Below are 23,265 nucleotides of genomic sequence, written 5' to 3' on the forward strand. Positions count from 1 at the left end.
GCTGGTCACCCATGGCGCAGAGCACCACATGCTTGACCGGAGTGGCGGCAATGCACTGCTCCAGCGTGTTGGCGAAATTCTCGATGATGACGATGGCCTTGGAGCCCGAGTCCTTGAGCTGGTGCTCCAGTTCGCGCGGCGTATAGAGCGGGTTGACGTTGACCACCACATAGCCGGCGCGCAGGATGGCGGCCACGGCCACCGGGTACTGCGGCACGTTCGGCATCATGATGGCGATGCGGTCGCCCTTGGCCAGGCCCAGGCTCTGCAGGTAGGCGCCGAAGGCGAGCGACAGGCTGTCGGTCTGGCCGAAGGTCACATCCTTGCCCATGAAGCTGTAGGCGACGCGGCTGCCGTACTTCTTGAAGCTTTCCTCCATCAATGCGACCAGCGACGGGTACTGCGACGCGTCGATATCGGTGGGAACGCCCGGCGGATAGGCTTTGAGCCATGGGCGGTCAAGGGTCGCTGCATTCATGTGTGTCTCTCCATTACGTTTTGCTTACTGCCACGGATTCTCATGGCGTGCCCTCTTCGTGGCTATTGCGTTTTCCCTAGGAAACCCGGGAAATTAGAAGGGGCGCCCCTCTAATTCATGACACGCAGGCAAGTCGCAGCCGCTCAGGGGCTGCCATTACCCTTATTCGATGGCCTTGCCCATGTCTTCGATCACCTTTTTGGCGTCGCCGAACACCATCATGGTCTTGTCCATGTAGAAGAGTTCGTTGTCCAGGCCTGCGTAGCCGGCCGCCATGGAACGCTTGTTGACGATGACGGTCTTGGCCTTGTACGCCTCCAGAATCGGCATGCCGTAGATCGCGCTGCCCTTGACGTGTGCGGCAGGGTTCACCACGTCGTTGGCGCCCAGGATGATGGCGACGTCGGCCTGGCCGAATTCGGCGTTGATGTCTTCCATTTCATGCACCTGGTCGTAGGGCACTTCGGCCTCGGCCAGCAGCACGTTCATGTGGCCCGGCATGCGGCCGGCCACTGGATGGATCGCATACTTTACGTTCACACCCTTCTCGATGAGCTTTTGCGCCAGTTCCTTGACGGAGTGCTGGGCACGCGCCACGGCCAGGCCGTAGCCCGGAACGATGATCACGGTTTCGGCATTGCCCAGGATGAAGGCGGCGTCATCGGCGGAGCCGGACTTGACGGGGCGCTGCTCTTTGGCGCCTGCGGCGGCCGTACCGGCCTCACCGCCGAAGCCGCCCAGGATCACATTGAAGAAGGAACGGTTCATCGCCTTGCACATGATGTACGAGAGGATGGCGCCCGACGAGCCGACCAGCGAGCCGGCAATGATCAGCATGGAATTGTTGAGCGAAAACCCGATGCCCGCCGCCGCCCAGCCTGAATAGCTGTTGAGCATGGACACCACCACCGGCATGTCGGCGCCGCCGATCGGGATGATGATCAGCACACCCATGACGAAAGACAGCGCCAGCATGGCAAAGAAAGCCGTCCAGTTGCCGGTCAGCATGAAGGCCAGACCCAGGCCAACCGTGACGAGACCCAGCACCAGGTTCAGCATGTGCTGGCCGGAAAAAGTCACCGGGGCACCCTGGAAAAGGCGGAACTTGTACTTGCCGCTCAGTTTGCCGAAGGCGATAACGGAGCCGCTGAAGGTAATGGCCCCGATGGCCGCGCCGAGGAAGAGTTCGAGCCGGTTGCCGGCAGGGATCGGCAGGCCTTTGGCCACGATGCCGAAGGCATAGGGCTCGGCGACAGCCGCCACCGCGATGAACACCGCCGCCAGGCCGATCATGCTGTGCATGAAAGCGACCAGCTCAGGCATTTTGGTCATCTCGACGCGTTTGGCCATCAGCGTGCCGGCTGTGCCGCCCACCAGCAGGGCGCTCAGCACGTAGACCATGCCGAGGGCTTTCCCACCGGAGGTTTCGACAATCAGCGCACCGGTGGTCAGCACGGCAATCGTCATGCCAGCCATGCCGAAGATGTTGCCGCGTATGGACGTGGTGGGATGGGACAGGCCTTTGAGCGCCTGGATGAAGAAGACGGAGGCCACCAGGTACAGCAGCGTGACGAGATTCATGCTCATTTGGAAGCTCCTGCATCAGCGGCGGCGGGCGCCTTTTTGTCTTTTTTGCGGAACATTTCAAGCATGCGGCGGGTCACCAGAAAGCCGCCGAAGACATTCACCGCGGCCAGCGCCACGGCCAGCCAGCCCATGGTTTTGCCCAGCGGGGTTTCGGTCAGCGCAGCCGCGAGCATGGCGCCCACGATCACGATGGCCGAGATCGCATTGGTCACCGCCATCAGCGGGGTGTGCAGGGCCGGCGTGACGGTCCACACCACGTGGTAACCCACGTAGATGGCCAGTACAAAAATAATCAGGTTGATGATGGTGGGGGAAACAGCTTCCATGATCGCCTATTGAAGAGTTGATGAAGTAACGCGGGGACTGGCGAAAGCCAGAGGGGGAAGAATCATGTTGCCGCTCATGGAGTAAAGGCTGCCCTTGACAGCCGCGGCCAGTTGACGCGCCCACACAAGCTGACCGGGGCTCAACGGTGYCGGAAGACGTAAAGCCTCTTCGCCCTGCAAACCAAGAAAGCCCGGCACCACCAGCAAATTAACGTGCATGCTGGCACCGCCGGAACTGCCTACTGTCACACCGATGGCCTGCATGGCCGGTGGCACGGCCATACCGTTGTTTTCCATGGCATTCAACACATCGGGCATAGCAAGCTTGAGATACTGCGCTGCCTTCAAAGGGATGGACATCCGAACACATTCGAGCGCGTTGGGATTCGTCGTCAGGTTGACGGCCATGACACTCTGACTGCTAGTGCAGGTATTGGCCCAATTGACACCCAGCCCCCCGCCCTTTGATGAATTCACGTAGAGAATGGCCATCACGCGGCCACTCGTTGTGAAGGCAAACGAGCGGGTTTCGGTAGGCAGCCCACCACCGGTGTTGTCGCCATCCACCTTGTCTTGCCCATCACTGGTCGCCAGCGCTTTCCAATCTCCTTGCGGCAGTTCAATGCTGGCCCTGCCCACCTTGACGGTTTCGGCATGCGCAGGCAAAACAGCCATCGAGGCCGTAAACACCGCCAGCCAAAGCAGCCTGTGGATCATTTTTTCCGGACCTCGCCGCCCTGCGTCATCAGGCAGGCCGCGACGATGTCATCTTCCAGGTCGACATTGAGCGTGCCTTCCTTGGTGATGATGAGCTTGAGGAAGTCGAGCAGGTTGCGTGCATAGAGCGCGCTGGCGTCTGCAGCAACGAGGGCCGGCACATTGGTCTGGCCGATCAGGGTCACGCCGTGCTTCACCACGGTCTTGCCGGGTTCGGTCAGCGGGCAGTTGCCGCCTTGCGGTGCGGCCAGGTCGACAATCACGCTGCCCGGCTTCATGGCCTTGACCATGTCTTCCGTGACCAGCACCGGCGCCGGGCGGCCCGGGATCAGTGCTGTCGTGATGACCACGTCGGCTTGCGCCACGCGCTTGGCGACTTCGGCCTTTTGCCGCTCCAGCCAGCTCGGCGGCATGGGCTTGGCATAGCCGCCCACACCGACAGCGGCTTCGCGCTCCTCGTCGGTTTCGTAGGGGACATCGATGAACTTTCCACCCAGGGATTCGACCTGTTCTTTCACGCTGGGGCGCACGTCGCTGGCTTCAATGACTGCACCCAGGCGCTTGGCAGTGGCAATGGCCTGCAGGCCGGCCACACCAACACCGAGGATCACCACGCGGGCAGCCTTGACGGTGCCGGCTGCGGTCATCAGCATGGGGAAGAAACGCTGGTATTCAGCAGCGGCCATCATCACGGCCTTGTAGCCGGCAATATTGGCTTGCGATGACAGGACGTCCATGCTTTGGGCACGGCTGGTGCGCGGCGCGGCTTCAAGGGCAAAAGATGTCAGCTTGGCTGCAGCCAGGCGCTGCAGCCCGGCTGGGTCAAAAGGATTGAGCATGCCGACCAGCACGCCGCCGGCTTTGGCCAGCGGCATCTCGCTGTCCAGCGGGCAGCGCACCTTGAGCACGATGTCGGCGCCGTAAGCGCCCGCCGCATCGGTGATCTCTGCACCAACCGCCGCGTAAGCCTCATCGGGAACGCTGGCAGCCACGCCGGCACCCGATTGCACACGGACGGTATGTCCCTGTGCCTTGAGCTTTTTGGCCGTTTCGGGCGTGATGGCGACGCGTGTTTCTCCGGCCGTGATTTCGGCGGGTACCCCAATGAGCATGGGTCTCTCCTCAGTACGTTGGTGTTGGTTTGATTGACGTCAGCCCACAGGCGGGCTCGTGCGCGATCTGTCTTGGTGTGTCTGTCTGCGTATCCGCTTTTGTACCTGTCATGAAGCTTACATGAGATTTTTGCAATTTTTTGTCGGGCCAGTCTATAGTTTTTGACCCGAGTCAAGGCGCGCGATAAAAAAAGCCCCGCGAGCCACTGCATGGCTCGCGGGGCCTGTTCGCCTTGATGGCGGAGGTCCTACTTGGCTGTCGGCATCACGAACTCGGCGCCCTTGCCGATGCTCTCGGGCCAGCGCTGCATGATGGACTTTTGCTTGGTGTAGAAGCGCACGCCTTCTTCGCCATAAGCGTGCATGTCGCCGAAAAGACTCTTTTTCCAGCCACCGAAGCCATGCCAGGCCATAGGCACGGGGATCGGCACATTGATGCCGACCATGCCGACCTGGATGCGGCGGCTGAATTCACGCGCCACATGCCCGTCGCGGGTAAAGCAGCTCACGCCATTGCCAAATTCGTGGGCATTGATGAGGTTCACCGCTTCGGCAAAGTCCTTCACGCGGACGCAGCCCAGCACCGGGCCGAAGATTTCTTCCTTATAGATGCGCATGTCAGGCGTGACGTGGTCGAACAGCGTGCCGCCCATCCAGAAGCCCTTGTCGCAGCCGGGTCCGGCCTTCGCGCCTGTGAAGGTGCGGCCGTCCACCAGCAACTTGGCGCCTTCCTTCACACCTGCGTCGATATAGCCGGTAATGCGCTGGTGCGCGGCCTGGGTGACGATAGGTCCCATTTCCGCGTCAAGCTCCACACCGTTCTTGATGACCAGTGTTTTGGCGCGCGCCTCCAGCATGGGAACAAGCTTCTCAGCCACATTACCCACCAGCACAGCCACCGAAATCGCCATGCAGCGTTCGCCGGCCGAGCCGTATCCCGCGCCTATCAGTGCGTCTACCGCCTGCTCCAGGTCGGCGTCGGGCATTACCACCATGTGATTCTTCGCGCCGCCCAGGGCCTGCACGCGCTTGCCGTGGCGTGCGCCGGTTTCATAGATGTAATTGGCAATGGGCGTGGAGCCGACAAAAGACACGGCCTTCACGTCCGGGTGCACCAGCAGGGCGTCGACCGCCTCCTTGTCGCCCTGCACCACGTTGAAGACGCCATCGGGCAGGCCCGCCTGCTTGAGCAGGTCGGCCATGAAAAGGCTGGGACTGGGGTCGATCGGGCTGGGCTTCAGGACAAAACAATTGCCCGCTGCGATCGCCACCGGGAACATCCACATCGGCACCATGACCGGGAAATTGAAGGGCGTGATACCCGCCACCACGCCCAGCGGCTGGCGCAGCGTCCAGTTGTCGATGCCGGTAGAGACCTGGTCTGTGAAGTCGCCCTTGAGCAGTTGCGGGATGCCGCAGGCGAATTCAACGATGTCAATTCCGCGCGAGACCTCGCCCTGGGCGTCGGTGAATACTTTGCCATGCTCGGCGGTGATCAGGTGGGCCAGCTTGTCCTTGTTCAGGTTGAGCAGCTCCAGGAACTTGAACAGCACACGCGCGCGGCGCAGCGGCGGTGTATCAGCCCAAGCGGGAAATGCGGCCTGGGCTGACGCCACGGCCGCATCGACCTCCGCCCCGCTGGCGAGCGCGACATGACCTGAGACGGCGCCCGTTGCAGGATTAAAAACCTCCTGGCTGCGCCCGGAAGATGAGGCGGCCACACGGCCATTCAGGTAGTGGCCGATGGTGGCTTGCGAAGCGGAGGCAGCAGGGGATAAAGACATTTGCAATCCTTGAAGGTACGGGGCCGGGCCGGCCAATGGGTTTAACCGCAGTCTAGGGCTGCGCAGCCGAATTGATAATGCCCTGTTTTGTGATTACATTGTTCATATTTCTGAACAATAGGCCGCTTGGGCCGACTCGACATCCATGTCTTCAGACCAGCTATCGCCCCTCGTCGCCGACCTTCACCTGCTGACCATCCTGGCCGCCACGCGCAGCTTCACTGAAGCGGCGCGGCGCCTCGGAATGTCCAAGGCCTCGGCCAGCATGCGCATCAGCGAGCTCGAACGCGCAGCGGGCGTGACATTGGTTCGGCGCACCACACGCTCCGTCGGGCTGACGGAAGCCGGCCAGCAACTGGTCAACGACATGCAGCCGGCCTTTAACCGCATCAGCGAAAGCTATTCCGCCGTCAAGGACCTGGCAGGAACGCCGCGCGGCCTGATCCGCGTGACAGCGCCGGTCGCGCTGGGACGCCAGCACCTGGCACCCTGCGTGGCGGCCTTCCTCAAGCAATTTCCCGAAATCCATATCGAACTCGAACTGACCGACCGTTTCGTGAACCTGGCCAACGAGGGCTTCGACCTGGCGATACGCCATACCAACGCGCCCCCAGAAACCCACGTGGCCTGGGTGTTGTGCGAAACGCGCTCCATCCTGCTGGCCAGCCCCGGCTACCTCGCCCGGCGTGGCGTGCCCTCCCAGCCGTCCGACCTGGCCTCGCACGACTGCCTGCTCTACCTGGGCAGCCACAACACCGCGAGCTGGACCTTTATACGCAACGGCAAGCGCAAGTCCCGCGAGCAAGTCGGCGTCAACATCACGGGCACGCTGAAGGCCAACAACAGCGAAGTGCTGCGCGAAGCACTGGTGGCGGGCCTGGGCATCGGCTTGCTGCCGGACTTCAGCGCCCCTGCGGCCGGCACCGCCGCGCGATCCGCGCCGCCGCTTGTACAGGTTCTGCCCGAATGGCAGGTGCAAGGATTTTTTGGCGAACGCATTTACGCGCTGAGGCCCTGGTCACCGCAAGTGCCCAAAGCGGTGCAGTGCCTGGTGGCACACCTGCGGCAGAGTTTTTCCGCCGGATTTTCAGCCGCCTCCTGTGCCTGGCCGGCCCGTCAGGACCCCGGTCATCAAGCCCACGGATAATCCTGCGCATGATTAAACGATGGAAACCCAGCGTCACGGTCGCTGCGGTGATTGAAAAAAAGATCGATGGCGTCTCCCGGTTCCTGCTGGTSGARGAGGARACMCGGGACGGCCTSAAGCTCAACAACCCCGCCGGYCACCTGGATCCCGGTGAAAGCCCCTTCGAGGGTTGCGTGCGCGAAACGCTGGAAGAAACCGCCTTCCACTTCGTGCCCACAGCCATTGTGGGGGTCTACCTCTCCCGCTTTGAGCGGGCCATCGCCGGGCAGGATGAATCTGAAGACATCACCTACCTGCGCTTTGCCTTTTGCGGCGAACTGGGCGAGCACGTGGCCGGCCAGGCGCTGGATGAAGGCATCGTCCGCACGGTGTGGCTCACCGCAGACGAAATAAGAGCAAGCGCTCACATGCACCGAAGCCCCCTTTTGTTGACCTGCCTGGAAGATTACCTGGCCGGCAAACGCTTCCCGCTCGATCTGGTGACCACGGATGCCAGCGTGCACGCCGCTCTAAGCCAGCAATAGGCAGCATGGCCTGTTGGGGCCTCAGTAAAGAACCCGCTGCGCCACCGGCGGCGGCGTCCACTGGTACAGCCAGGTTTCCGTCAATGACTGGCCGTCCACCTGCAAGTGCATGCGCAGGTTAATGGGCGCCGTGCTGTCGCCATCGGGGCGCACGTCGAACATGGCACGCCAGCCCTTGATGGCCTCCAGAGGCCGGGCCGACGTCAATTCAATCGTGCCGCGCGAGGCGGTGATCACGGCCTTGACCTGGGCCTTGGCACTCAATAATCCAAAGTCGCCGCCTGCGAAATCAACGGCAAAACGCCACGTGTAAGCGGTGCGCTTTTGCCCGACCACGCCGCCGAGGCCGGTGCGTGTGGCCACACAGCGCGCCAGCGGCATCTGCACAGCGGGCGGCTGGCCACCCCAGTGCAGCCGGTAGGAAAACAGTAGCTCCTGCCCTGCCTGCGGCTTGTCCTTCGGGTTCCAGAAGGCCACGATGTTGTCAAAGGTTTCGTCCACGGTCGGAATCTCCACCAGCTGCACCGACCCCGCGCCCCAGCCTGCCTTCGGCTCGACCCACAGGCTCGGGCGCTTTTCATAAAACACGCCGTCGTCCTGGTAGTGGTCAAAGTTGCGGTCGCGCTGCATCAGGCCAAAACCGCGCGGGTTGTCGTCCTGGAAGGCGTTGAACTGCAGCTGCGCCGGGTTGGTCAGGGGGCGCCACAGCCATTCGCCTGTACCGCTGTGCATGGCCAGGCCGTCGGTGTCGTGGATTTCACCGCGCCAGTCCCAACCCATGCGTTTGTCGTTTTCGCCGGTCTGGAACATGCTGGTGCAGGGTGCAATGCCCAGCCGGTCGATGGTTTTACGCGGGTACAGCGCGACGTCCAGATCCATGACCTGCGTGTCGCCCGGCGTGATCACAAAGCGGTAGGCGCCGCTGACACTCGGCGAATCCAGCAACGCATAGACTGTCAGTGAAGCGGCTTTCGGGTCCGGCTTTTCGAGCCAGTAGCTGATGAAATCCGGGAACTCTTCCGGGAAGGTTTGCGCCGTGTCGATGGCCAGGCCCCGTGCCGACTGGCCATACTGCCATTCGCCGCCCACCGCACGAAAGTAGCTGGCGCCGAGGAAGGCCGCCACGTCACGCACCGGATCAGTGTGGAAATTCAGCCGGAAGCCGGCAAAGCCAAGATTGGCGGGCAGCTTGTCGCCCTGCACGCCGCTTTTCCCGTAGTCAAACATGGCCGGGTCATAAGCCAGTTCCTGCGCCTGGCCGTTGCTCACTTCGTGCATGCGCACCGGTGTCTTGAAGTACAGGCCCAGGTGGAAAAACTTGGCCACGAAGCGCAGCTTTTCATCGCCCCACAAGGCATGGTCATCCCGGAATCGGATGGCCTGGTGCTGATCCCAGTTCAGGTCCGAAACACCGGCCGGCAGGGGCACTGCCCGGGGGCGGTAGGGTTTGGCCGACAGGTCCCGCGCCTGGCCCTTGAGCGTCGCGTAATCGAAGGGTTGGGCCTTGCCAATGGGTTTGAGGCCCGCAGCCTGGGCCAGAGAAGAAAGCCATGGCAGCCCGGTGGCCAGGCCGGCAGCCGTGACAGCCTGGCCGGTACGGGAAAGAAATTGACGTCGTTGCAAAGTGGCAGCTCCTGCAAGAAAGGGGCTTTCCATTGTGCGGGAAGAGTCTGCGGCGGCGCGGCGCAACGACCGACAATAGTCCGAACGGCTACGCCACCAGCGCCCCCCCCGGTCCCGGCCGCATGGCCAGCAGGGCAAAAGACCCGAAAAGACCCGAAAACCCCGATACAGGCGCAAAAGCGCCCGCCTTTTTACAATGGGGCCATGGGCAACACGCAAATCAACACACACGGCCATGACGGCAAGCGGCAACGGATCGTCGTCGGCCTGAGCGGCGGGGTGGACTCCGCCGTCACCGCGTGGCTGCTCAAACAGCAGGGCCACGAAGTCATCGGCATTTTCATGAAGAACTGGGAAGATGACGACGACAGCGAGTTTTGCTCATCCAACATCGATTTTGTCGACGCCGCCGCGGTAGCGGACGTCATCGGCATCGAAATCGAACACGTCAACTTTGCCGCCGACTATAAAGATCGCGTCTTCGCCGAGTTCCTGCGCGAATACCAGGCCGGCCGCACGCCCAACCCGGACATCCTGTGCAACGCCGAGATCAAGTTCAAGGCCTTCCTGGACCACGCCATGCGCCTGGGCGCCGAAAAAATCGCGACCGGGCATTACGCCAGGGTTCGCCACAACGAAGCCACCGGCCTGCACGAGCTGCTCAAGGGCCTGGACCCGGCCAAGGACCAGAGCTACTTTCTGCACCGGCTGAACCAGGCGCAGCTCTCTAAAACCCTCTTCCCTGTGGGCGAGCTGCGCAAGACCGAAGTCCGCCGCATTGCCGACGAAATCGGCCTGCCGAATGCAAAGAAAAAAGACTCCACCGGCATCTGCTTCATCGGCGAGCGGCCTTTCCGCGAATTTTTGAACCGCTACATCGCCAAAGAACCCGGCCCCATCAAGAACGACAAGGGCCGCGTGCTGGGTGAGCATGTGGGTTTGTCCTTCTATACCTTGGGACAGCGCCAGGGCCTGGGCATAGGCGGCGTGAAGGCCAAGGGCGCCGAGCTCAAGGCTGCGCAAGCACTCGGGCTGCGTGGCGTGGGGGAACACGAGCCCTGGTTCGTGGCGCGAAAAGATCTTGAAACGAACACCTTGTGGGTGGTGCAGGGCCACGGCCACCCGTGGCTGCAATCCACCGTGCTGCAGGCGCAGGATTGCAGCTGGGTCGCGGGCCACGCCCCGGCGCCCGGCGCCCTGGCGGCCAAGACCCGCTACCGACAGGCCGATGCGCCTTGCGAGCTGCGCAGCGCCAGCGGTGCGGCCTGCGAACTGGCGTTTACCGAAGCCCAGTGGGCGGTGACGCCGGGCCAGTCGGCGGTGCTGTACCAGGGGGATGTCTGCCTGGGTGGCGGCGTCATTGCGGCCAGCAATGTGCAAAACCAGCCGGCCGCACCACTCAAGCCCGCTTACGCCTGAAATCAACTAATTCGGCCACAGACCAATAGCGACGAGCGCAAGCAGCTATTAATTTAATAGCAAATTATTACTACCCTTCCTGCTCGCCCGGGTGGCCTTGTCCTTTTTTCTTGCGGACAGCCCGCGGTTTTTCCGGGCTGTCCTCCGGTTTCCCCATGCCCGCCCCGGTCTTGCGCAAGGAGGCTTCCAGCCGTTTGGCCACGCTGATGTCGGTGAAGGTAATGACGACACCGTCAATGCGGTTGTCCTGCGTGCGGTAGGGCATGGTGCGCACCATGAACCAGCGATCACCGCTGGCGCTCACCTCTTTTTCCTGGAACATCAGCGTGCGCAGCACCTCGCGCGCGTCACCCGCCAGGTCCAGGTAGTCCATCTCGGACACGATGTCGGTGATGGGCCGGCCGACATCGCCGGCAATCAGCTTGAAGAGGCCCCGCGCGCGCGTTGTGAAGCGCCGCACGTTCAGCCGCTGGTCCAGGAATACGGTCGCGATATCGGTGCTGTTCAGCAGGTTCTCCATGTCGTCGCTGGCCCGGGCCAGCGCGTCCACGCGCGCCTGCAGTTCGGCGTTCACGGTCTGCAGCTCCTCATTGATTGACTGCATCTCTTCGCGCGACGTCGTCAGTTCTTCGTTGGCTGATTGCAGCTCTTCGTTGGCCGACATCAGGCCCTCCTGGGCCGCCTGCATTTCACTTCGTGTGGCCTGGTGCTCCTCGCGCGAGCGCGCCAGCTCCCGCAAGAGCTCGGACACCTGGCGTTCGTGGTCAGTTTCAGCGTCAGAGGGGGCTCCGGCGTCATCTGCCTGCGCATGGGCCTGCGGCACGTCGGTGAACACCACCATGACCAGGCCCTGCAGCGACTCCGGCGCCACCAGCGGCTCCACCGTCACGCTGAAGGCGAATGGTTTGCCTTCCACGTCCACCGTCACCCGGTCCAGCACCGCCGGCGCTTTTTGCCGCAGTGCGCGGTAGAACACCTCGCTCAAGGGCTGGCTCAGGCCGGTGCGCGCCATGCCGAACAGGTTCAGGTTGGCCTTGCCTGCGGGGGGTTCCAGGTACTTGCCGGTTTTTCCACTGAAGTAGACGATGTCGCCCTGGGCGCTGGCGAGCACTGCGGCCGGCGCGTACTTTCGCCCCAGGAGCTGGTCGGCCAGCACCTGCAGGCTGCCCGGGCCCGCAGAAGCCTGGCGAGGGGAGGCGGTGTGGATCGGCGTCGGCATGGGCAGTTCCGGATAGGGAGGAAAGTCCGCCGCCCGGGACGACACGTCGAGGCGGCGGTAGATGCGGGTTTTGACGCCCAGCGAGGTAAAGAGATCGCTCGACTGGCCGATGGTTTCGGCCGAGCCCAGCACCAGGACGCCGCCGGGGTTGAGGCTGCGATGAAACAGCGGCAGCAGTTTTTGCTGCAGTTCGGCTTCCAGGTAGATCAGCAGGTTGCGGCAGGTCAGGATGTCCAGCCGCGCAAAGGGCGGGTCGCTGGCAATGCTCTGCTGCGCAAAAACGACCATGGAACGGATTTCCTGCTTGACGCGGTAGCCGCCCGGCACGGCGGTAAAAAACCGGTCCAGCCGCTCAGGCGACACGTCAGCCGATATATTTTTCGGGTAGACACTCTTGCGCGCCAGCACCACGGAATCTTCGTCCAGGTCGGTGGCAAATATCTGCAGCGTCACGCCATGGGGATTGCCCAGCTCTGCAGCGGCCTCGGCAAACACCATGGCCAGCGTGAAAGCCTCTTCGCCGGTGGAACACGCTGCCACCCAGGCGCGCAGGGCCGTGCCTGCGGGACGCGCCTGGATCAGCCGCGGAAAAACCTCCTGCGGCAACTGGTGCCAGACTTCGGGGTCCCGAAAGAAGCAGGTCACACCGATCAGCAGTTCCTTGTAGAGGAGGTCGGCTTCAAAAGCGTTTTCCTGGACATAGCGCACATAGGCATCGGCTGTGGTGATCTGGTGAATGGCCATGCGCCGCTGGATGCGCCGGTAGACCGTGCCTTTTTTGTAAAGGCTGAAGTCATGGCCGGTCTGCGTGCGCACGAGGATCAGCACTTTCTCCAGCAGCGCCTGCAGGCTCCCGGTCCCAGGCACGGCTTCCTCGCCCTGCAGATTGCCGTCCACCAGCAGGTGCGCAAAATAGGCCTGGATCCTTTCCGGCAGTTTGTCGACGGGCACGGCAATGTCGGCCACGCCGGCGTCGATGACGCTGCGGGGCATGTCGCTGAACCTGGCTGTATCGGGCGACTGCACGAGCACCACGCCGGCTTTTTCCTTGAGCGCGCGTGCGCCCATGGTGCCGTCGTAGCCCATGCCCGACAGGATCACACCGGCGGCCCTGGCCTGCTGGTCCAGCGCCAGTGAACGAAAGAAGGCATCGATGGGAAGCCCCAGCCTTTGCGAGGCAGGAGGTTTGAGCAGGTGCAGCACACCGTGCAGGATGGACACCTCAAAGCCCGGCGGGGCAATGTACACATGGTCGCGCTGCACCGGTGTGCGGTCCTTGATCGGGACCACGGGCAGCAGCGACACGCGCTGCAGCAAGGGCACCAGCGCGCTGTCCCTGTCAGGGTCCAGGTGCTGCACCACCACAAAGGCAAGGCCGCTGTCCGGCGATAGGCGGGAAAAAAACTGCTCCAGCGCATCCAGGCCCCCCGCGGAGGCGCCGATGCCCACGACAGCAATGGGTTTTGCCTCGGCGGCAAGGGATGCAGGCTTGTGTCGGGATGTCATGTTTGGTAAAACCACGGGGTCGTTGCTTGGCACGATCCGATAGTCTACGCCGCAGTACATTCCAGGCGGCGGCACACCCGGGATATCCATGAACACCTCCTTCATACGCCCCGCCGTGCTGCGCAGCCGGGCCGAGAAACAGCTGGCAGCCCGGCAGGCATGGGTTGTGCCCGACAGCGAAGTCGACCAGCTCAAGCTCATCCATGAACTGCAGGTCCACCAGATCGAGCTGGAAATGCAGAATGAAATGCTGTCCGAAGCGTTCAGCCACGTGAACAGCCTGCGGGCCAAATACCAGGACCTCTACGAATTCGCCCCGGTGGGCTACTTCACACTGTCGACGGAGGGAAAAATCCTGGAACTCAACGGCCGCGCGGCGCTGCTGCTGGGCCAGGGCCCTCGTGCCCTTGTGGGCAGGATGCTGCGCGAATTTTTCAGCGACACTTCCGTCGCCGTCGCGGACAACCTGCTGGCGGCGGCGGCGAACGGCAGGGAAGAGGTGTTTGCGTTGTCGCTGCAGATCAGGCGGCCGCAGCAGATGTCGCTCTGTGTGAATGCCCAGGCCCGCGCCTGGGTGGACCCTTTCACCGCGGCGCCCGGCATACGGCTGGTGATGACGGACGTTTCCGCGCTCAAACTGGCCGCAGGAGACGACCTCCGCCCGGTCGGCAAGGTTTCAGGCTGGGGCAGCCTGTAGCCGGGTTTCGGGCTTTTTCAGATAAAACCGCTGCAACTCAATAGGCACGGGCGCAAGCAGCTCCCGAATTGATAGCAATCATCAACATCATGGCCAGCTGGCCTGGCCGCTCACAGCGCGGTTTCGACGTAGGTGTAGATGTAGTTCGAGCCGCCGTTCACATTGCCCAGCAGGCGCGACGAACCAAAAATGCCCGAGCGGTGCGATACGCCAAAGCCGATAAAGGTGTCCTTCAGGGGCCGGTAGCCAATGAGGTCGCCCAGGCTCACATCGATGGTCGGGTCCAGGTAATTGAGCATGCGCGAAGCCGATTTGCCGTTGGCCGCCAGGCTGGAGGATTCAATATAAGGCGCCCGTTGCGCCATGGACACCCCCACGCCCAGGCCCAGCCGCGTCTTGACCCGCTCGCTCCACGGGAAGCCCGAATAGACGGCTTTCATGAAGAGGTCCAGCTGCACGCCGTTGGCCTGCAGGCCGCGATCGTTGTGGTGYGTGAGGCCCACGTAGCCRATGAAGTCGAGCGGCCACCCGTTCACATTGTTCAGGAAGGGCTTGCCGACCTGGATGCCGGTGATGCTGGTCGAATTGACCTTCGCCGTCGACAGGCATTGCGCTGTGATGATCTTGGCCAGGTGGCAGCCGTCTTCGGTGGACTTGCCGTACAGCAGCTTGAAGTAGGTGGGCGAGCTGTCTTCTGCCCACTCGCGTTTGTGGCCGCCAAAGTCGTAGGCTGCGCCGATATACACAGCGGGCAGCACGCCCTTTTGCACAATGGGGCTGTTTTTTGTCTTGCTGTCGAGCATGGTGGCCGACACGCCGGCCAGCAGGCGCCAGCGCTCCGTCAGGTCATAGGAGCCGTAAAGGCCGATCGACGTTTGCACACCGGACCCCGGTGCATAGGCGGGCCGGCCGGCCGTTGCCTCACTGGCCTGCACGCCGTAGTAATAGTTGTTGAGCCTGGCATCGCGCACAGCCACCGTCAGGCTCGGTCGCAACATCCACGGGCCCGACCGCCAGTCATAGGTATAGCCCAGGCGAAACTCGTTGCCTTTGTAGGTGTTGCTGATGTCATGCACCAGCTCGGCCTGCAGCGTGCCCCAGGGCTGTCGCCAGCGGTAGGCCAGGCCCAGGTCCAGGCCGGAGTCGCGCGGCGACATGCCGGCCAGGCTGGCGGGCAGGCGTTCGGTCGGGAAGCCCTCCAGGCGCTGTTCCACAAATAGGTCAACCCGCTGTTCGTTGCCGTTGAGCAGTTTCACGCCGCCCCGGTTGGCATGCAGGAAAAGCCGTTCGCCCTCATACAGGTAAAGCGGCAGCAGGTCGTAGCGCGTGCCGGCATCCTTGTAAGGCGAGCGTTCGATCCGGGTGACGAAACCCAGACCGGCGCTGCCGGGCGCAGAAAGAATGTCGGTGAGCGGCTCGGTGTTGCCGCCCGCCAGGGCCGGCGACATGGCGTACAGGCTGCCGAACAACAGGGTGGATGCCAGGAAGAGGCTGCGCGGCGAGGGAGAGAATTTCATCATTGGTTTTTATTGTGAAAGTTACCGGTGGAGCACCGCATCCGTACAAAGCAGAGGCCGATGGAAGGAACCAGGGGGCGCGGCAAACACCCCGATGCTATCCACGAAAGACACCTTTGGCCGTACCAGCTTGTAAGCAAACAGGCAATCATCGGCTAGGCCGAAATCTCCTTGCGTGAATATTGACCTTGATCAGGCCGTTCCATCACACGCCGGCTCACACGTACACTGCCTATCGTCGGGTCTCCTTCAACTCAACGGAGACAGTTATGCCCAAATTCGTGATCGAACGCACCATCCCCGGACTCGGGGCCCTGAAGCCGGCCGAGCTGCAGTCCATCTCCCAGAAATCCTGCGGTGTGCTGCAGGAGCTGGGCCCCGACGTGCAGTGGGTACAGAGCTATGTGACAGGCGGCAAGATGTACTGCATCTACCGCGCAGCCAATGAGGAGCTCGTGCGCGAACACGCGCGCCGGGGCGGCTTCCCGGCGAATTCCATTGCGCAGGTCACCACGGTCATCGACCCGACCACCGCTGAAGCCTGRGGCCCGCCGGTGAATCCGCAAGCACCCAACGACCCGCCAGCGCAGGGGCTTGCCATTTACCTGCTGGGCCCGCCGCGCGTGGAGCGCGGCGGTATGCAGGTGCCGGCGCCACGCGGGCACAAGGTCTGGGGCCTGCTTGCGTATCTGGTCCGCTGCGAAGCACCGGTCAGCCGCAAGCACCTGGCGGGGCTGCTGTTCGAAGATGCCGAAGATCCGCTGGCCGCCTTGCGCTGGAACCTGAGCGAGCTGCGGCGCCTGCTCGGCAGCACAGGTTTGCGCGGTGATCCACTGGGGCTTGCCCTGGAGCCTGCCGCCTACGTCGACCTTCACGCCGTGCTGTCGGGGAGCTGGGCGCAGGCCCTGTGTGTTCCCGGCCTGGATCACTCGCTGCTCGAAGGCATGCATTTTTCAGACAGCCCCGCCTTCGAGGTCTGGCTCGCCACGGAACGCCGTCACATCCAGGCCGCCGCCGAAGCTGTGCTGCGCGAAGCCGCCCTGGCGCGCATGGCAGCGGGCGCCCTCATGGAAGCAACCGCACTGGCCGGCCGGCTGGTGCGCCACAACCCGCTCGACGAGAACTACCAGGCGCTGCTGGTGCGTGGCCTTGCGGCCTCGGGCGATGGTGTGGGCGCGGCGCGCCAGGCCGCGGCTTGCCGTGAATTGTTCCAGCGCGAGCTGGGCTTGCAGCCCGGCGCCACGCTGGAGGCCGCCTTGCGTACATTCACCGCCGCGCCCACCGCGCGGCCCGCCACCGGCCGTGCCGCTGCGCTGGCCCAGCTGGAGGCCGGGGAGGCAGCGATCAGCGCCGGCGCGCTCGATGCCGGGCTGCACTGCCTGCGCCGCGCGATCGCCGAGGCGGACACGACCGGCGACGCGGCGCTGCGTGCACGCACGCGTGTGGCCCTGGGCGGCGCACTGGTGCATGCCGCCCGCGGGCGCGACGAGGAAGGTGCCACGGCGCTTCACGAAGCACTGGAGGTTGGCCACGATGCCTCGCCGGTGCTCGCCGCCGCGGCTTGCCGCGAGCTCGGCTACGTCGAATTCCTGCGCGGCCGCTACGAACGCACGCTGGCCTGGCTCCAGCGCGCGGCACCGCTGGCGGCTGGCGACCGCGCGGAGCAGGCACGCATCGCCACCGTGCACGGCGCAGCACTCAGCGACACCGCGCATTACACGGCCGCCATCGGCCTGCTGCATCAGGCGCAGACACTTGCCGCTGCCGCAGGCGACAACAAGCAACAGGCCTACGCACTGTCCATGCTGGGCCGCGCGTTGCTGCTGCATGGTGAGCTTGACGACGCCGCCGAAGCGCTGGACCGCTCGGTAGCCTTGGCCCGGCAAGGCTGGACGGCCTTTGTGCCGTGGCCGCAATCGCTGCGGGCCGAGATCGACCTGGTGCGCGGTGATGTGGATGCCGCCGCGAACCGCTTCGAGCATGCCTTTGCACTGGGCTGCCAGCTTGGCGACCCCTGCTGGGAAGGTATTGCCGGACGGGGGCTGGGACGGGTGGCGATGGCGCGGGGGGAGCCGCAACGCGCTGTTGAAATACTCGCTGACGCCCTGGCGCGCTGCGTACGCCTGCCCGACGCCTACCTCTGGGGCAAAGCGTATGCGCTTGACGCGCTGTGCGGCGTCGCGGTGGCGCAAGGCATGCCCCAGGCCTCAGCCTGGATCAACGAAATGCAGGACCTCGCCGCGCGCAGCGGTATGCGCGAGCTGACGGTGCGCGCCTGCCTTCACCGCGCCGCGCTGGGCGACGTCGCGAGCGCGGCCGCGGCGAAGCTGCTTGCCGGCCAGGTCGACAACCCCGCGCTGCACGCCCTTGCCGGACTCTGAACCCGTGACCGCACGGCAACCCTTCAAAGAGACTGATGATGAATGCGAAATCCGATAGCACCCTACTCCACGGTGGAACCCGGCGCATGGCACCGGGACAGGCGCTTCGCCTTCCCCGGCGCAGCGGTGAATTGACCGTACTGCGGGGCCGGCTCTGGCTGACACGCCACAACGACCCTGGAGACCACTTTCTCGAAGCCGGCCAGCGCGTGCGCCTGGGACCCGATGAGAACGCCGTGATTGAGCCCGCAGGCGCGCAGGGCGTGAGCCTGCACTGGGAGCCATATCGCCCGCCACTGGCCAGTGCCTTGCTCGCCCGGCCTTTGAACGGCACCGCCTTCCTGGCCTTTGCCGCGGCCCGCGGCTTCGCCGCACTGGCGCTCAGCGCTGCGGTGGGCGCAAGGCGGGCGCGTGGCCATGAGGCGATCAGCGCCCCTCATGCAGTCCTCATCACGCTGAAAAGGTGAAGGAACACCAAATCAGGTCGCGGCCCCAGGAAAAATGCCCATAGCCCTTTAATGACGGGCGCAAGCAGCTATTAAATTCATAGCAAAGCAAAGAACTGACGGACTCGATGCTGGTATGCCTCAGCCCAGGCCGCACCATTGGGCAATGCGCTGCGCCGTATCCATCCACAGACCGAACACGGCCGCCAGCATCAGCACCCCGCCGGCCAGACGCACACCCAGTTGGCCGCCTCGGCCGTTGCCGGCGCGCCGTAACCCGGCAAGCAGCCTGGGCGCCAACAGCAGGGATACGCCGCTACCCACGGCAAACGCCGCCATGGCCAGCGCGCCCTGCAACGGCCCGCCGCTCAGGGACGCCACCAGCAGCGCCGAATAAAGCAGGCTGCAGGGCATGAAAGCCCACAGCGCGCCCACCGAGAACATGCCGCCACGCGACGCAGCCACCGCCCCAACCCTGGACCAGGCCGAGCGTCCCACCCGATCCGCCCAGGCCGGCTGGCTGGCGTTGATCACCAGCATCAGGCCCCAGCCCAGCACGGCCAGATGGAACAGCACCCAGAGCGGCTTGGCCACAGCGGCCTGTTCTGTCATCCAGGCAAAACTTTGTACTGCTGCCGCTGCCGCTGCGCCCGCGCTTGAATAACCGGCAAGCCGCCCGGCCTGAAAGACCAGCGGTGAATGCGCCTGCCGCTGCCCGCCTGCGCGCCGCAAACCACCACAAGCCGCGCCGCACATCACCGCGCAGTGCGGCCCGCCGGCAAGACCCATCAACAGGGCCGTGGTGGTGAGCGCATAAGACATGGGCGGCGCTGCAATCAAATAATGCGTGAAAAACGGCTGCGGTTGAGGTCGGACTGCAGGTAGCGGTCAAACACCATGGCCACTGCGCGCAGCACGAACCGCCCTTCGGGCGTCACCTCGATGCCGGTACTGGAAAGCATGACCAGCCCGGCGTCCTCCAGTTCGCGCAAGCGCTCCAGCTCCGCTGAAAAGTAGCTCTTGAAGTCCAGCATCCAGGCGAGCTCTATCGATTCGAACCAGACCTGCCCCTGGCACATGATGGCCATGATCACCGCACGGCGCGCCAGGTCGTCCCGGCTCAGCGCCAGGCCCCGCGTGACGGGGAGACGCCCCTGGTCAAGCAGGTCGCAGTATTCCTCCAGGGTCTTGGCATTCTGGCTGTAAGTGGCGCCCACTGCGCCTATGGCCGACACGCCCAGGCCCACCAGGTCCCTGTCGGGCTGTGTGCTGTAACCCTGGAAGTTGCGGTGCAGCCGGCCCTCGCGGCTGGCCACGGCCAGCGCGTCGTTCTCCAGCGCGAAGTGGTCCATGCCGATGTAGCGGTAACCCGCTCCCTGCAAGCGCTGCATCGCTTCGGACAGCATGGCGGCCTTGTCCTCTGCCGCCGGCAACAGCGCGGTGGCGATGTGCCGCTGCGGCTTGAAGCGTTCCGGCAAGTGGGCATAGGCATAGAGGGCAATGCGGTCCGGCCTGAGCTCCTCGATCTGGCGTATGGTGCGCGCGAAGGACGTCTGCGTCTGCCGCGGCAGGCCGTAGATCAGGTCCACATTGATGGATTCAAACCCGAGCGCACGCGCCTGCGCGACCAGCGCAAACACCTGTTCGGCGGGCTGGACGCGGTGCACGGCTTTTTGCACGTCGGCATCGAAATCCTGCACGCCGAAACTCAGGCGGTTAAAGCCCAGCGCCGCCAGCGCGGCCAGGCGTGCGTTGTCCACCGTCCGCGGATCCACTTCGATGGCCATTTCCGCGCCGGCCGCGATGTCAAAGTTGCGCCTGAGCATGTCCATGAGCCGTGCGAGCTCGGCGTCGGACAAAAAAGTCGGCGTGCCTCCGCCCAGATGCAGCTGGCTGACGGGCTGGCCCTGCCCCAGGCGCGCCGTGTACAGGGCCACTTCACGTTCAAGATAGCCCAGGTAGGCGGTGGCGCGGCTGTGCTGTTTGGTGATGATCTTGTTGCAGGCGCAGTAGTAGCACAGCGATTCACAAAACGGAATGTGCACATACAGCGACAGCGGCGCCGCCGATGTCTCGGCCCGTGCGCGCCTGTCGTCCAGCGCACGGTCGTGGTCGGCAGCGGTAAAAGCCTCGACAAAACGGTCCGCCGTGGGAAAGGAGGTGTAGCGCGGACCGGAGATGTCGAAGCGCTTGAGGGCCTGGGGTAATACTGCGGGCATGGCGTGGTTGAGAGAGTGAGGCCTCCACTGTGCCGCCCTGCCGCCTTGGCAGCGTTGATGTGGATCAACGCAGCGCAAGTTGCGGCCGGCAGCGCGGTTTGCCCCGTCCTTGACCTGCGTCAAATCCCCGCGAAGGCCACGCCGTAAGCTGGCGGCTTCCTCATTGCCCCGGGTCGGCGGCCCTGGCTGCCAACCCTTCATCTCATGTCCCTGTCACAAGCAATCCAGGCCAACCAGGCCACCGTCCTTCCGCACCGAAAAGTCCTGCGTTCCTGGCTTCTTCCCATCTCGACCAAAAACACCGGCCTCGCATTGGCACTGGCCCTGACGGACCTTGCGCTGTTCGCTGTATGCATGGCCGGGGCTGTGCTCGCGGGCCACCCTGCTCTCCAGGTGCTGATGGCCCTCGTGGCGGGGTTCATGATCGCCAGGCTTTTCATACTCGGCCACGACGCCTGCCACCAGAGCCTCACGCCGCACCGCAAACTCAACCGCTGGCTGGGCCGCGTGCTTTTCCTGCCCTCGCTCACACCCTACAGCCTGTGGGACGTCGGGCACAACATCGTGCACCACGGCTACACCAATCTCAGCGGCTTTGATTTCGTCTGGCAGCCGTCGACGATTGAAACCTATGAGCGCCTGCCCGCCTGGAAGCAATGGCTGGAGCGCGCCTACCGCAGCGGCTGGGCGCCATGGCTCTACTACCTCGTGGAAATCTGGTGGAAGCGGCTTTATTTCCCGTCCAAAGCCGTGATGCCTACACGGCGCGGCATTTTTGTCGCGGACAGCTTGCTGGTCACTGCTGCTGCCGCGGCATGGGTCGCGGGCTTGGTGGTCACGGCATGGTCTACCGGCCAATCGGCGCTCTGGCTTTTGGCCGTTGGCTTTTTCCTGCCGCTGCTGGTGTGGAACGGCCTGATCGGCTTTGTGGTCTACGTGCACCACACGCACACCAGCATCGCCTGGTACGACAACAAAAAAAGCTGGTCCGACGCCAACCCTTTTGTCTCCACCACCGTGCACCTGACCTTCAACTCATTTTTCGGCGCGGCGCTGCACCACATCATGGAGCACACCGCCCACCACGTGGATATGGGTGTGCCGCTGTACCGCCTGAAACAGGCCCAGGCCATGCTGGAGGCCAGGCTGCCCGGCCATATCGTCGTACAGCCTTTTTCATGGCACTGGTACTTCGACACCGCGCAGCGCTGCAAGCTCTATGACTTCGAGCGGCGGCAGTGGACGGATTTTTCCGGTCGCCCGACCTCGCAAGGAATGGCCGAACCCGTTAAGCCGTAAACAGCTTGTCAGTGAACGCGCGTGTCGAAAACGTGCTTGAGAGCCGCGTGATCGAGGATGCGGATGTGGCGCTTGTCGACTTCAAGGATGCCCTGCTGCTGGAAGGCGGAAAAGGTGCGGCTCACGGTCTCCAGTTTCATGCCCAGGTAGCTGCCGATTTCGGCACGCGACATGCGCAGGTGAAACTCGCTGGCCGAGTAGCCGCGCAACTTGAGCCGCTGCGACAGGTTGAGCAGGAAGGCGGCCAGCCGCTCTTCGGCATTCATGCTGCCCAGCAGCATCATCAGGCTGTGCTCCTTGACGATTTCACGGCTCATCAGCCGGCTGACGGCCTGCTGCATGTCGGCACTCGTGGCGGCCAGGCCGCTGACCTGGTCGTAGGGAATGGTGCAGACCTCCGTGTCTTCCAGTGCGGTGGAGTTGCTGGCATACGCACCATTGGCGATGCCGTCCAGGCCCATCAGCTCGCCGGCCATCTGGAAGCCGCTGACCTGCTCGCGGCCGTCTGCCAGCGTCAGGCTCGATTTGAAGGTGCCAATGCGCACCGCATATATGTTGCGGAAAGACTGGCCCTCATGGTAGAGCGTCTCCCCCGCCTTGACCTTGGTGCGGCTGAAGTGGAGATCGTCCAGGCCGTCCACGTCGGCGGGCTTCATGCCGCAGGGCAGGCAGAGGTCGCGCAGGTTGCAGTTCGAGCATTGTGTTTTCAGCGGTGGAATCACCTTGGCGCTCAGGGACGCATTGAAACTTTGCGGCTGCGAAGCGGCGCCGGCCGATGGATGGGCTAGTGACATGACTGTTCCTTGGATGGAGAGGAAGAAACGGATTGATCGGCGTGCTGTGCTTGCGCATGCCTGGCGACGGCTTTCACCTGGCCGGCGAGGTCATAGAACTCGACGTGCTTGTCAAGAAAGCGGACGGCGCCGGCGGCCAGGTAGCGCGCGCGATAGGCCGGCTCGGCGTGGTTGCTCAGGACGATGAATGGGACGTCCGGCGTCGCCTGGAGGATGGCCTGCAGCACCTGCATGCCCGTGCCCCTTTCGAACTGCACGTCGAGCACCACCACGTCGGGCCGGACGGCCAGGATGCCTGAAACAGCCAGCTCTGGCGTATCGGCCTGCCCCGCGATTTCCATGCCCTGGTTGAGCAGCATCGCGGCCACCCGGCTGCGGCTCAGTGCCGAATCATCGGCCAGAAAAACCCGGGTGGGTGAAACGGTGTGTTGCATGCCTCTACTGTCGCGCAGGCGGCGCAACCGGGACAT

20 protein-coding genes are annotated in these 23,265 nt (G+C 63.8%); 7 read left to right on the top strand and 13 right to left on the bottom strand.

Features of this window, described 5'->3' with window-relative positions; all coding sequences use genetic code 11:
* From AC1D0Z_RS05320 to AC1D0Z_RS05345, 6 genes are all read right to left on the bottom strand, one after another.
* Positions 1-478 (bottom strand): AMP-binding protein (locus tag AC1D0Z_RS05320; RefSeq protein WP_477657198.1); only part of this gene is annotated, 478 nt, incomplete at its 3' end.
* Between the two features lie 162 nt (positions 479-640).
* Complete coding sequence (locus AC1D0Z_RS05325) at positions 641-2,065, bottom strand: NAD(P)(+) transhydrogenase (Re/Si-specific) subunit beta (RefSeq protein ID WP_477657199.1); 1,425 nt, start codon at positions 2,063-2,065, stop codon at positions 641-643.
* Positions 2,062-2,391: an NAD(P) transhydrogenase subunit alpha part 2 gene (locus AC1D0Z_RS05330; protein WP_477657200.1), complete on the bottom strand. Its 330-nt coding sequence runs from the start codon at positions 2,389-2,391 to the stop codon at positions 2,062-2,064. Before AC1D0Z_RS05330 ends, AC1D0Z_RS05325 begins: the two co-directional genes overlap by 4 nt.
* Before the next feature lie 6 nt (positions 2,392-2,397).
* Positions 2,398-3,108: a hypothetical protein gene (locus AC1D0Z_RS05335; RefSeq protein ID WP_477657201.1), complete on the bottom strand. Its 711-nt coding sequence runs from the start codon at positions 3,106-3,108 to the stop codon at positions 2,398-2,400.
* A complete protein-coding gene (locus tag AC1D0Z_RS05340; RefSeq protein ID WP_477657202.1) occupies positions 3,105-4,220 on the bottom strand; it encodes a Re/Si-specific NAD(P)(+) transhydrogenase subunit alpha in 1,116 nt (371 codons plus the stop codon). Before AC1D0Z_RS05340 ends, AC1D0Z_RS05335 begins: the two co-directional genes overlap by 4 nt.
* A 248-nt stretch (positions 4,221-4,468) precedes the next feature.
* A complete protein-coding gene (locus AC1D0Z_RS05345) occupies positions 4,469-6,004 on the bottom strand; it encodes a CoA-acylating methylmalonate-semialdehyde dehydrogenase (protein WP_477657203.1) in 1,536 nt (511 codons plus the stop codon).
* Positions 6,005-6,149: 145 nt separating this feature from the next.
* Here AC1D0Z_RS05345 and AC1D0Z_RS05350 point away from each other — a divergent pair, with 145 nt between their 5' ends.
* Positions 6,150-7,151 (top strand): LysR family transcriptional regulator, encoded by a 1,002-nt coding sequence (locus AC1D0Z_RS05350; protein WP_477657204.1) that lies wholly within the window; start codon positions 6,150-6,152, stop codon positions 7,149-7,151.
* A gap of 8 nt (positions 7,152-7,159) precedes the next feature.
* A complete protein-coding gene (locus AC1D0Z_RS05355) occupies positions 7,160-7,675 on the top strand; it encodes an NUDIX hydrolase (RefSeq protein ID WP_477657205.1) in 516 nt (171 codons plus the stop codon).
* 21 nt (positions 7,676-7,696) lie between these two features.
* Here AC1D0Z_RS05355 and AC1D0Z_RS05360 read toward each other — a convergent pair whose 3' ends face one another.
* Positions 7,697-9,298: an OpgD/OpgG family glucan biosynthesis protein gene (locus AC1D0Z_RS05360; RefSeq protein ID WP_477657206.1), complete on the bottom strand. Its 1,602-nt coding sequence runs from the start codon at positions 9,296-9,298 to the stop codon at positions 7,697-7,699.
* A gap of 204 nt (positions 9,299-9,502) precedes the next feature.
* On the opposite strand from AC1D0Z_RS05360, the gene mnmA reads away from it, so the two are divergent.
* Positions 9,503-10,717: a tRNA 2-thiouridine(34) synthase MnmA gene (mnmA, locus tag AC1D0Z_RS05365; protein WP_477657207.1), complete on the top strand. Its 1,215-nt coding sequence runs from the start codon at positions 9,503-9,505 to the stop codon at positions 10,715-10,717.
* A 70-nt stretch (positions 10,718-10,787) separates the two neighbouring features.
* On the opposite strand, the gene AC1D0Z_RS05370 is transcribed toward mnmA, so the two are convergent.
* Positions 10,788-13,442 (bottom strand): chemotaxis protein CheB, encoded by a 2,655-nt coding sequence (locus tag AC1D0Z_RS05370; protein ID WP_477657208.1) that lies wholly within the window; start codon positions 13,440-13,442, stop codon positions 10,788-10,790.
* 88 nt (positions 13,443-13,530) lie between these two features.
* On the opposite strand from AC1D0Z_RS05370, the gene AC1D0Z_RS05375 reads away from it, so the two are divergent.
* A complete protein-coding gene (locus AC1D0Z_RS05375) occupies positions 13,531-14,139 on the top strand; it encodes a PAS domain-containing protein (RefSeq protein ID WP_477657209.1) in 609 nt (202 codons plus the stop codon).
* Between the two features lie 110 nt (positions 14,140-14,249).
* Here AC1D0Z_RS05375 and AC1D0Z_RS05380 read toward each other — a convergent pair whose 3' ends face one another.
* A complete protein-coding gene (locus AC1D0Z_RS05380; protein ID WP_477657210.1) occupies positions 14,250-15,659 on the bottom strand; it encodes a MipA/OmpV family protein in 1,410 nt (469 codons plus the stop codon).
* Positions 15,660-15,925: 266 nt separating this feature from the next.
* Between AC1D0Z_RS05380 and AC1D0Z_RS05385 the strand changes: the two genes are divergently transcribed.
* Both AC1D0Z_RS05385 and AC1D0Z_RS05390 read left to right on the top strand, forming a co-directional pair.
* Complete coding sequence (locus AC1D0Z_RS05385) at positions 15,926-18,037, top strand: nickel-binding protein (RefSeq protein WP_477657211.1); 2,112 nt, start codon at positions 15,926-15,928, stop codon at positions 18,035-18,037.
* Between the two features lie 86 nt (positions 18,038-18,123).
* Positions 18,124-18,504: a DUF2917 domain-containing protein gene (locus tag AC1D0Z_RS05390; protein WP_477657212.1), complete on the top strand. Its 381-nt coding sequence runs from the start codon at positions 18,124-18,126 to the stop codon at positions 18,502-18,504.
* Positions 18,505-18,624: 120 nt separating this feature from the next.
* Here AC1D0Z_RS05390 and AC1D0Z_RS05395 read toward each other — a convergent pair whose 3' ends face one another.
* Positions 18,625-19,305 (bottom strand): sulfite exporter TauE/SafE family protein, encoded by a 681-nt coding sequence (locus AC1D0Z_RS05395; RefSeq protein WP_477657213.1) that lies wholly within the window; start codon positions 19,303-19,305, stop codon positions 18,625-18,627.
* 14 nt (positions 19,306-19,319) lie between these two features.
* Positions 19,320-20,702 carry an oxygen-independent coproporphyrinogen III oxidase gene (gene hemN / locus AC1D0Z_RS05400; RefSeq protein WP_477657214.1) on the bottom strand — a complete coding sequence of 461 codons (1,383 nt, stop codon included), beginning with the start codon at positions 20,700-20,702 and terminating at the stop codon, positions 19,320-19,322.
* A gap of 204 nt (positions 20,703-20,906) precedes the next feature.
* Between hemN and AC1D0Z_RS05405 the strand changes: the two genes are divergently transcribed.
* Entirely contained in the window at positions 20,907-22,001 is a 1,095-nt protein-coding gene (locus tag AC1D0Z_RS05405) for a fatty acid desaturase (RefSeq protein WP_477657215.1), read from the top strand.
* 8 nt (positions 22,002-22,009) lie between these two features.
* Here the strand turns inward: AC1D0Z_RS05405 and AC1D0Z_RS05410 are convergent, their stop codons facing one another.
* Both AC1D0Z_RS05410 and AC1D0Z_RS05415 read right to left on the bottom strand, forming a co-directional pair.
* Positions 22,010-22,795 (bottom strand): helix-turn-helix domain-containing protein, encoded by a 786-nt coding sequence (locus AC1D0Z_RS05410; protein WP_477657216.1) that lies wholly within the window; start codon positions 22,793-22,795, stop codon positions 22,010-22,012.
* On the bottom strand, positions 22,786-23,229 hold the full coding sequence (locus AC1D0Z_RS05415; RefSeq protein ID WP_477657217.1) for a response regulator: 444 nt from the start codon (positions 23,227-23,229) through the stop codon (positions 22,786-22,788). The genes AC1D0Z_RS05410 and AC1D0Z_RS05415 overlap by 10 nt, the downstream gene beginning before the upstream one ends.
* Between the last annotated feature and the right edge of the window lie 36 nt (positions 23,230-23,265).

It is taken from the genome of Polaromonas sp. P1_E3, assembly GCF_056405935.1.

Coding starts and splice junctions, on each gene's coding strand:
- AC1D0Z_RS05375 (WP_477657209.1), top strand. CDS start 13,531: ATGAACACCTCCTTCATACGCCCCGCCGTGCTGCGCAGCCGGGCCGAG.
- AC1D0Z_RS05330 (WP_477657200.1), bottom strand. CDS start 2,391: ATGGAAGCTGTTTCCCCCACCATCATCAACCTGATTATTTTTGTACTG.
- AC1D0Z_RS05345 (WP_477657203.1), bottom strand. CDS start 6,004: ATGTCTTTATCCCCTGCTGCCTCCGCTTCGCAAGCCACCATCGGCCAC.
- mnmA (WP_477657207.1), top strand. CDS start 9,503: ATGGGCAACACGCAAATCAACACACACGGCCATGACGGCAAGCGGCAA.
- AC1D0Z_RS05370 (WP_477657208.1), bottom strand. CDS start 13,442: ATGACATCCCGACACAAGCCTGCATCCCTTGCCGCCGAGGCAAAACCC.
- AC1D0Z_RS05395 (WP_477657213.1), bottom strand. CDS start 19,305: ATGTCTTATGCGCTCACCACCACGGCCCTGTTGATGGGTCTTGCCGGC.
- AC1D0Z_RS05340 (WP_477657202.1), bottom strand. CDS start 4,220: ATGCTCATTGGGGTACCCGCCGAAATCACGGCCGGAGAAACACGCGTC.
- AC1D0Z_RS05350 (WP_477657204.1), top strand. CDS start 6,150: ATGTCTTCAGACCAGCTATCGCCCCTCGTCGCCGACCTTCACCTGCTG.
- AC1D0Z_RS05405 (WP_477657215.1), top strand. CDS start 20,907: ATGTCCCTGTCACAAGCAATCCAGGCCAACCAGGCCACCGTCCTTCCG.
- AC1D0Z_RS05325 (WP_477657199.1), bottom strand. CDS start 2,065: ATGAGCATGAATCTCGTCACGCTGCTGTACCTGGTGGCCTCCGTCTTC.
- AC1D0Z_RS05410 (WP_477657216.1), bottom strand. CDS start 22,795: ATGTCACTAGCCCATCCATCGGCCGGCGCCGCTTCGCAGCCGCAAAGT.
- hemN (WP_477657214.1), bottom strand. CDS start 20,702: ATGCCCGCAGTATTACCCCAGGCCCTCAAGCGCTTCGACATCTCCGGT.
- AC1D0Z_RS05415 (WP_477657217.1), bottom strand. CDS start 23,229: ATGCAACACACCGTTTCACCCACCCGGGTTTTTCTGGCCGATGATTCG.
- AC1D0Z_RS05390 (WP_477657212.1), top strand. CDS start 18,124: ATGGCACCGGGACAGGCGCTTCGCCTTCCCCGGCGCAGCGGTGAATTG.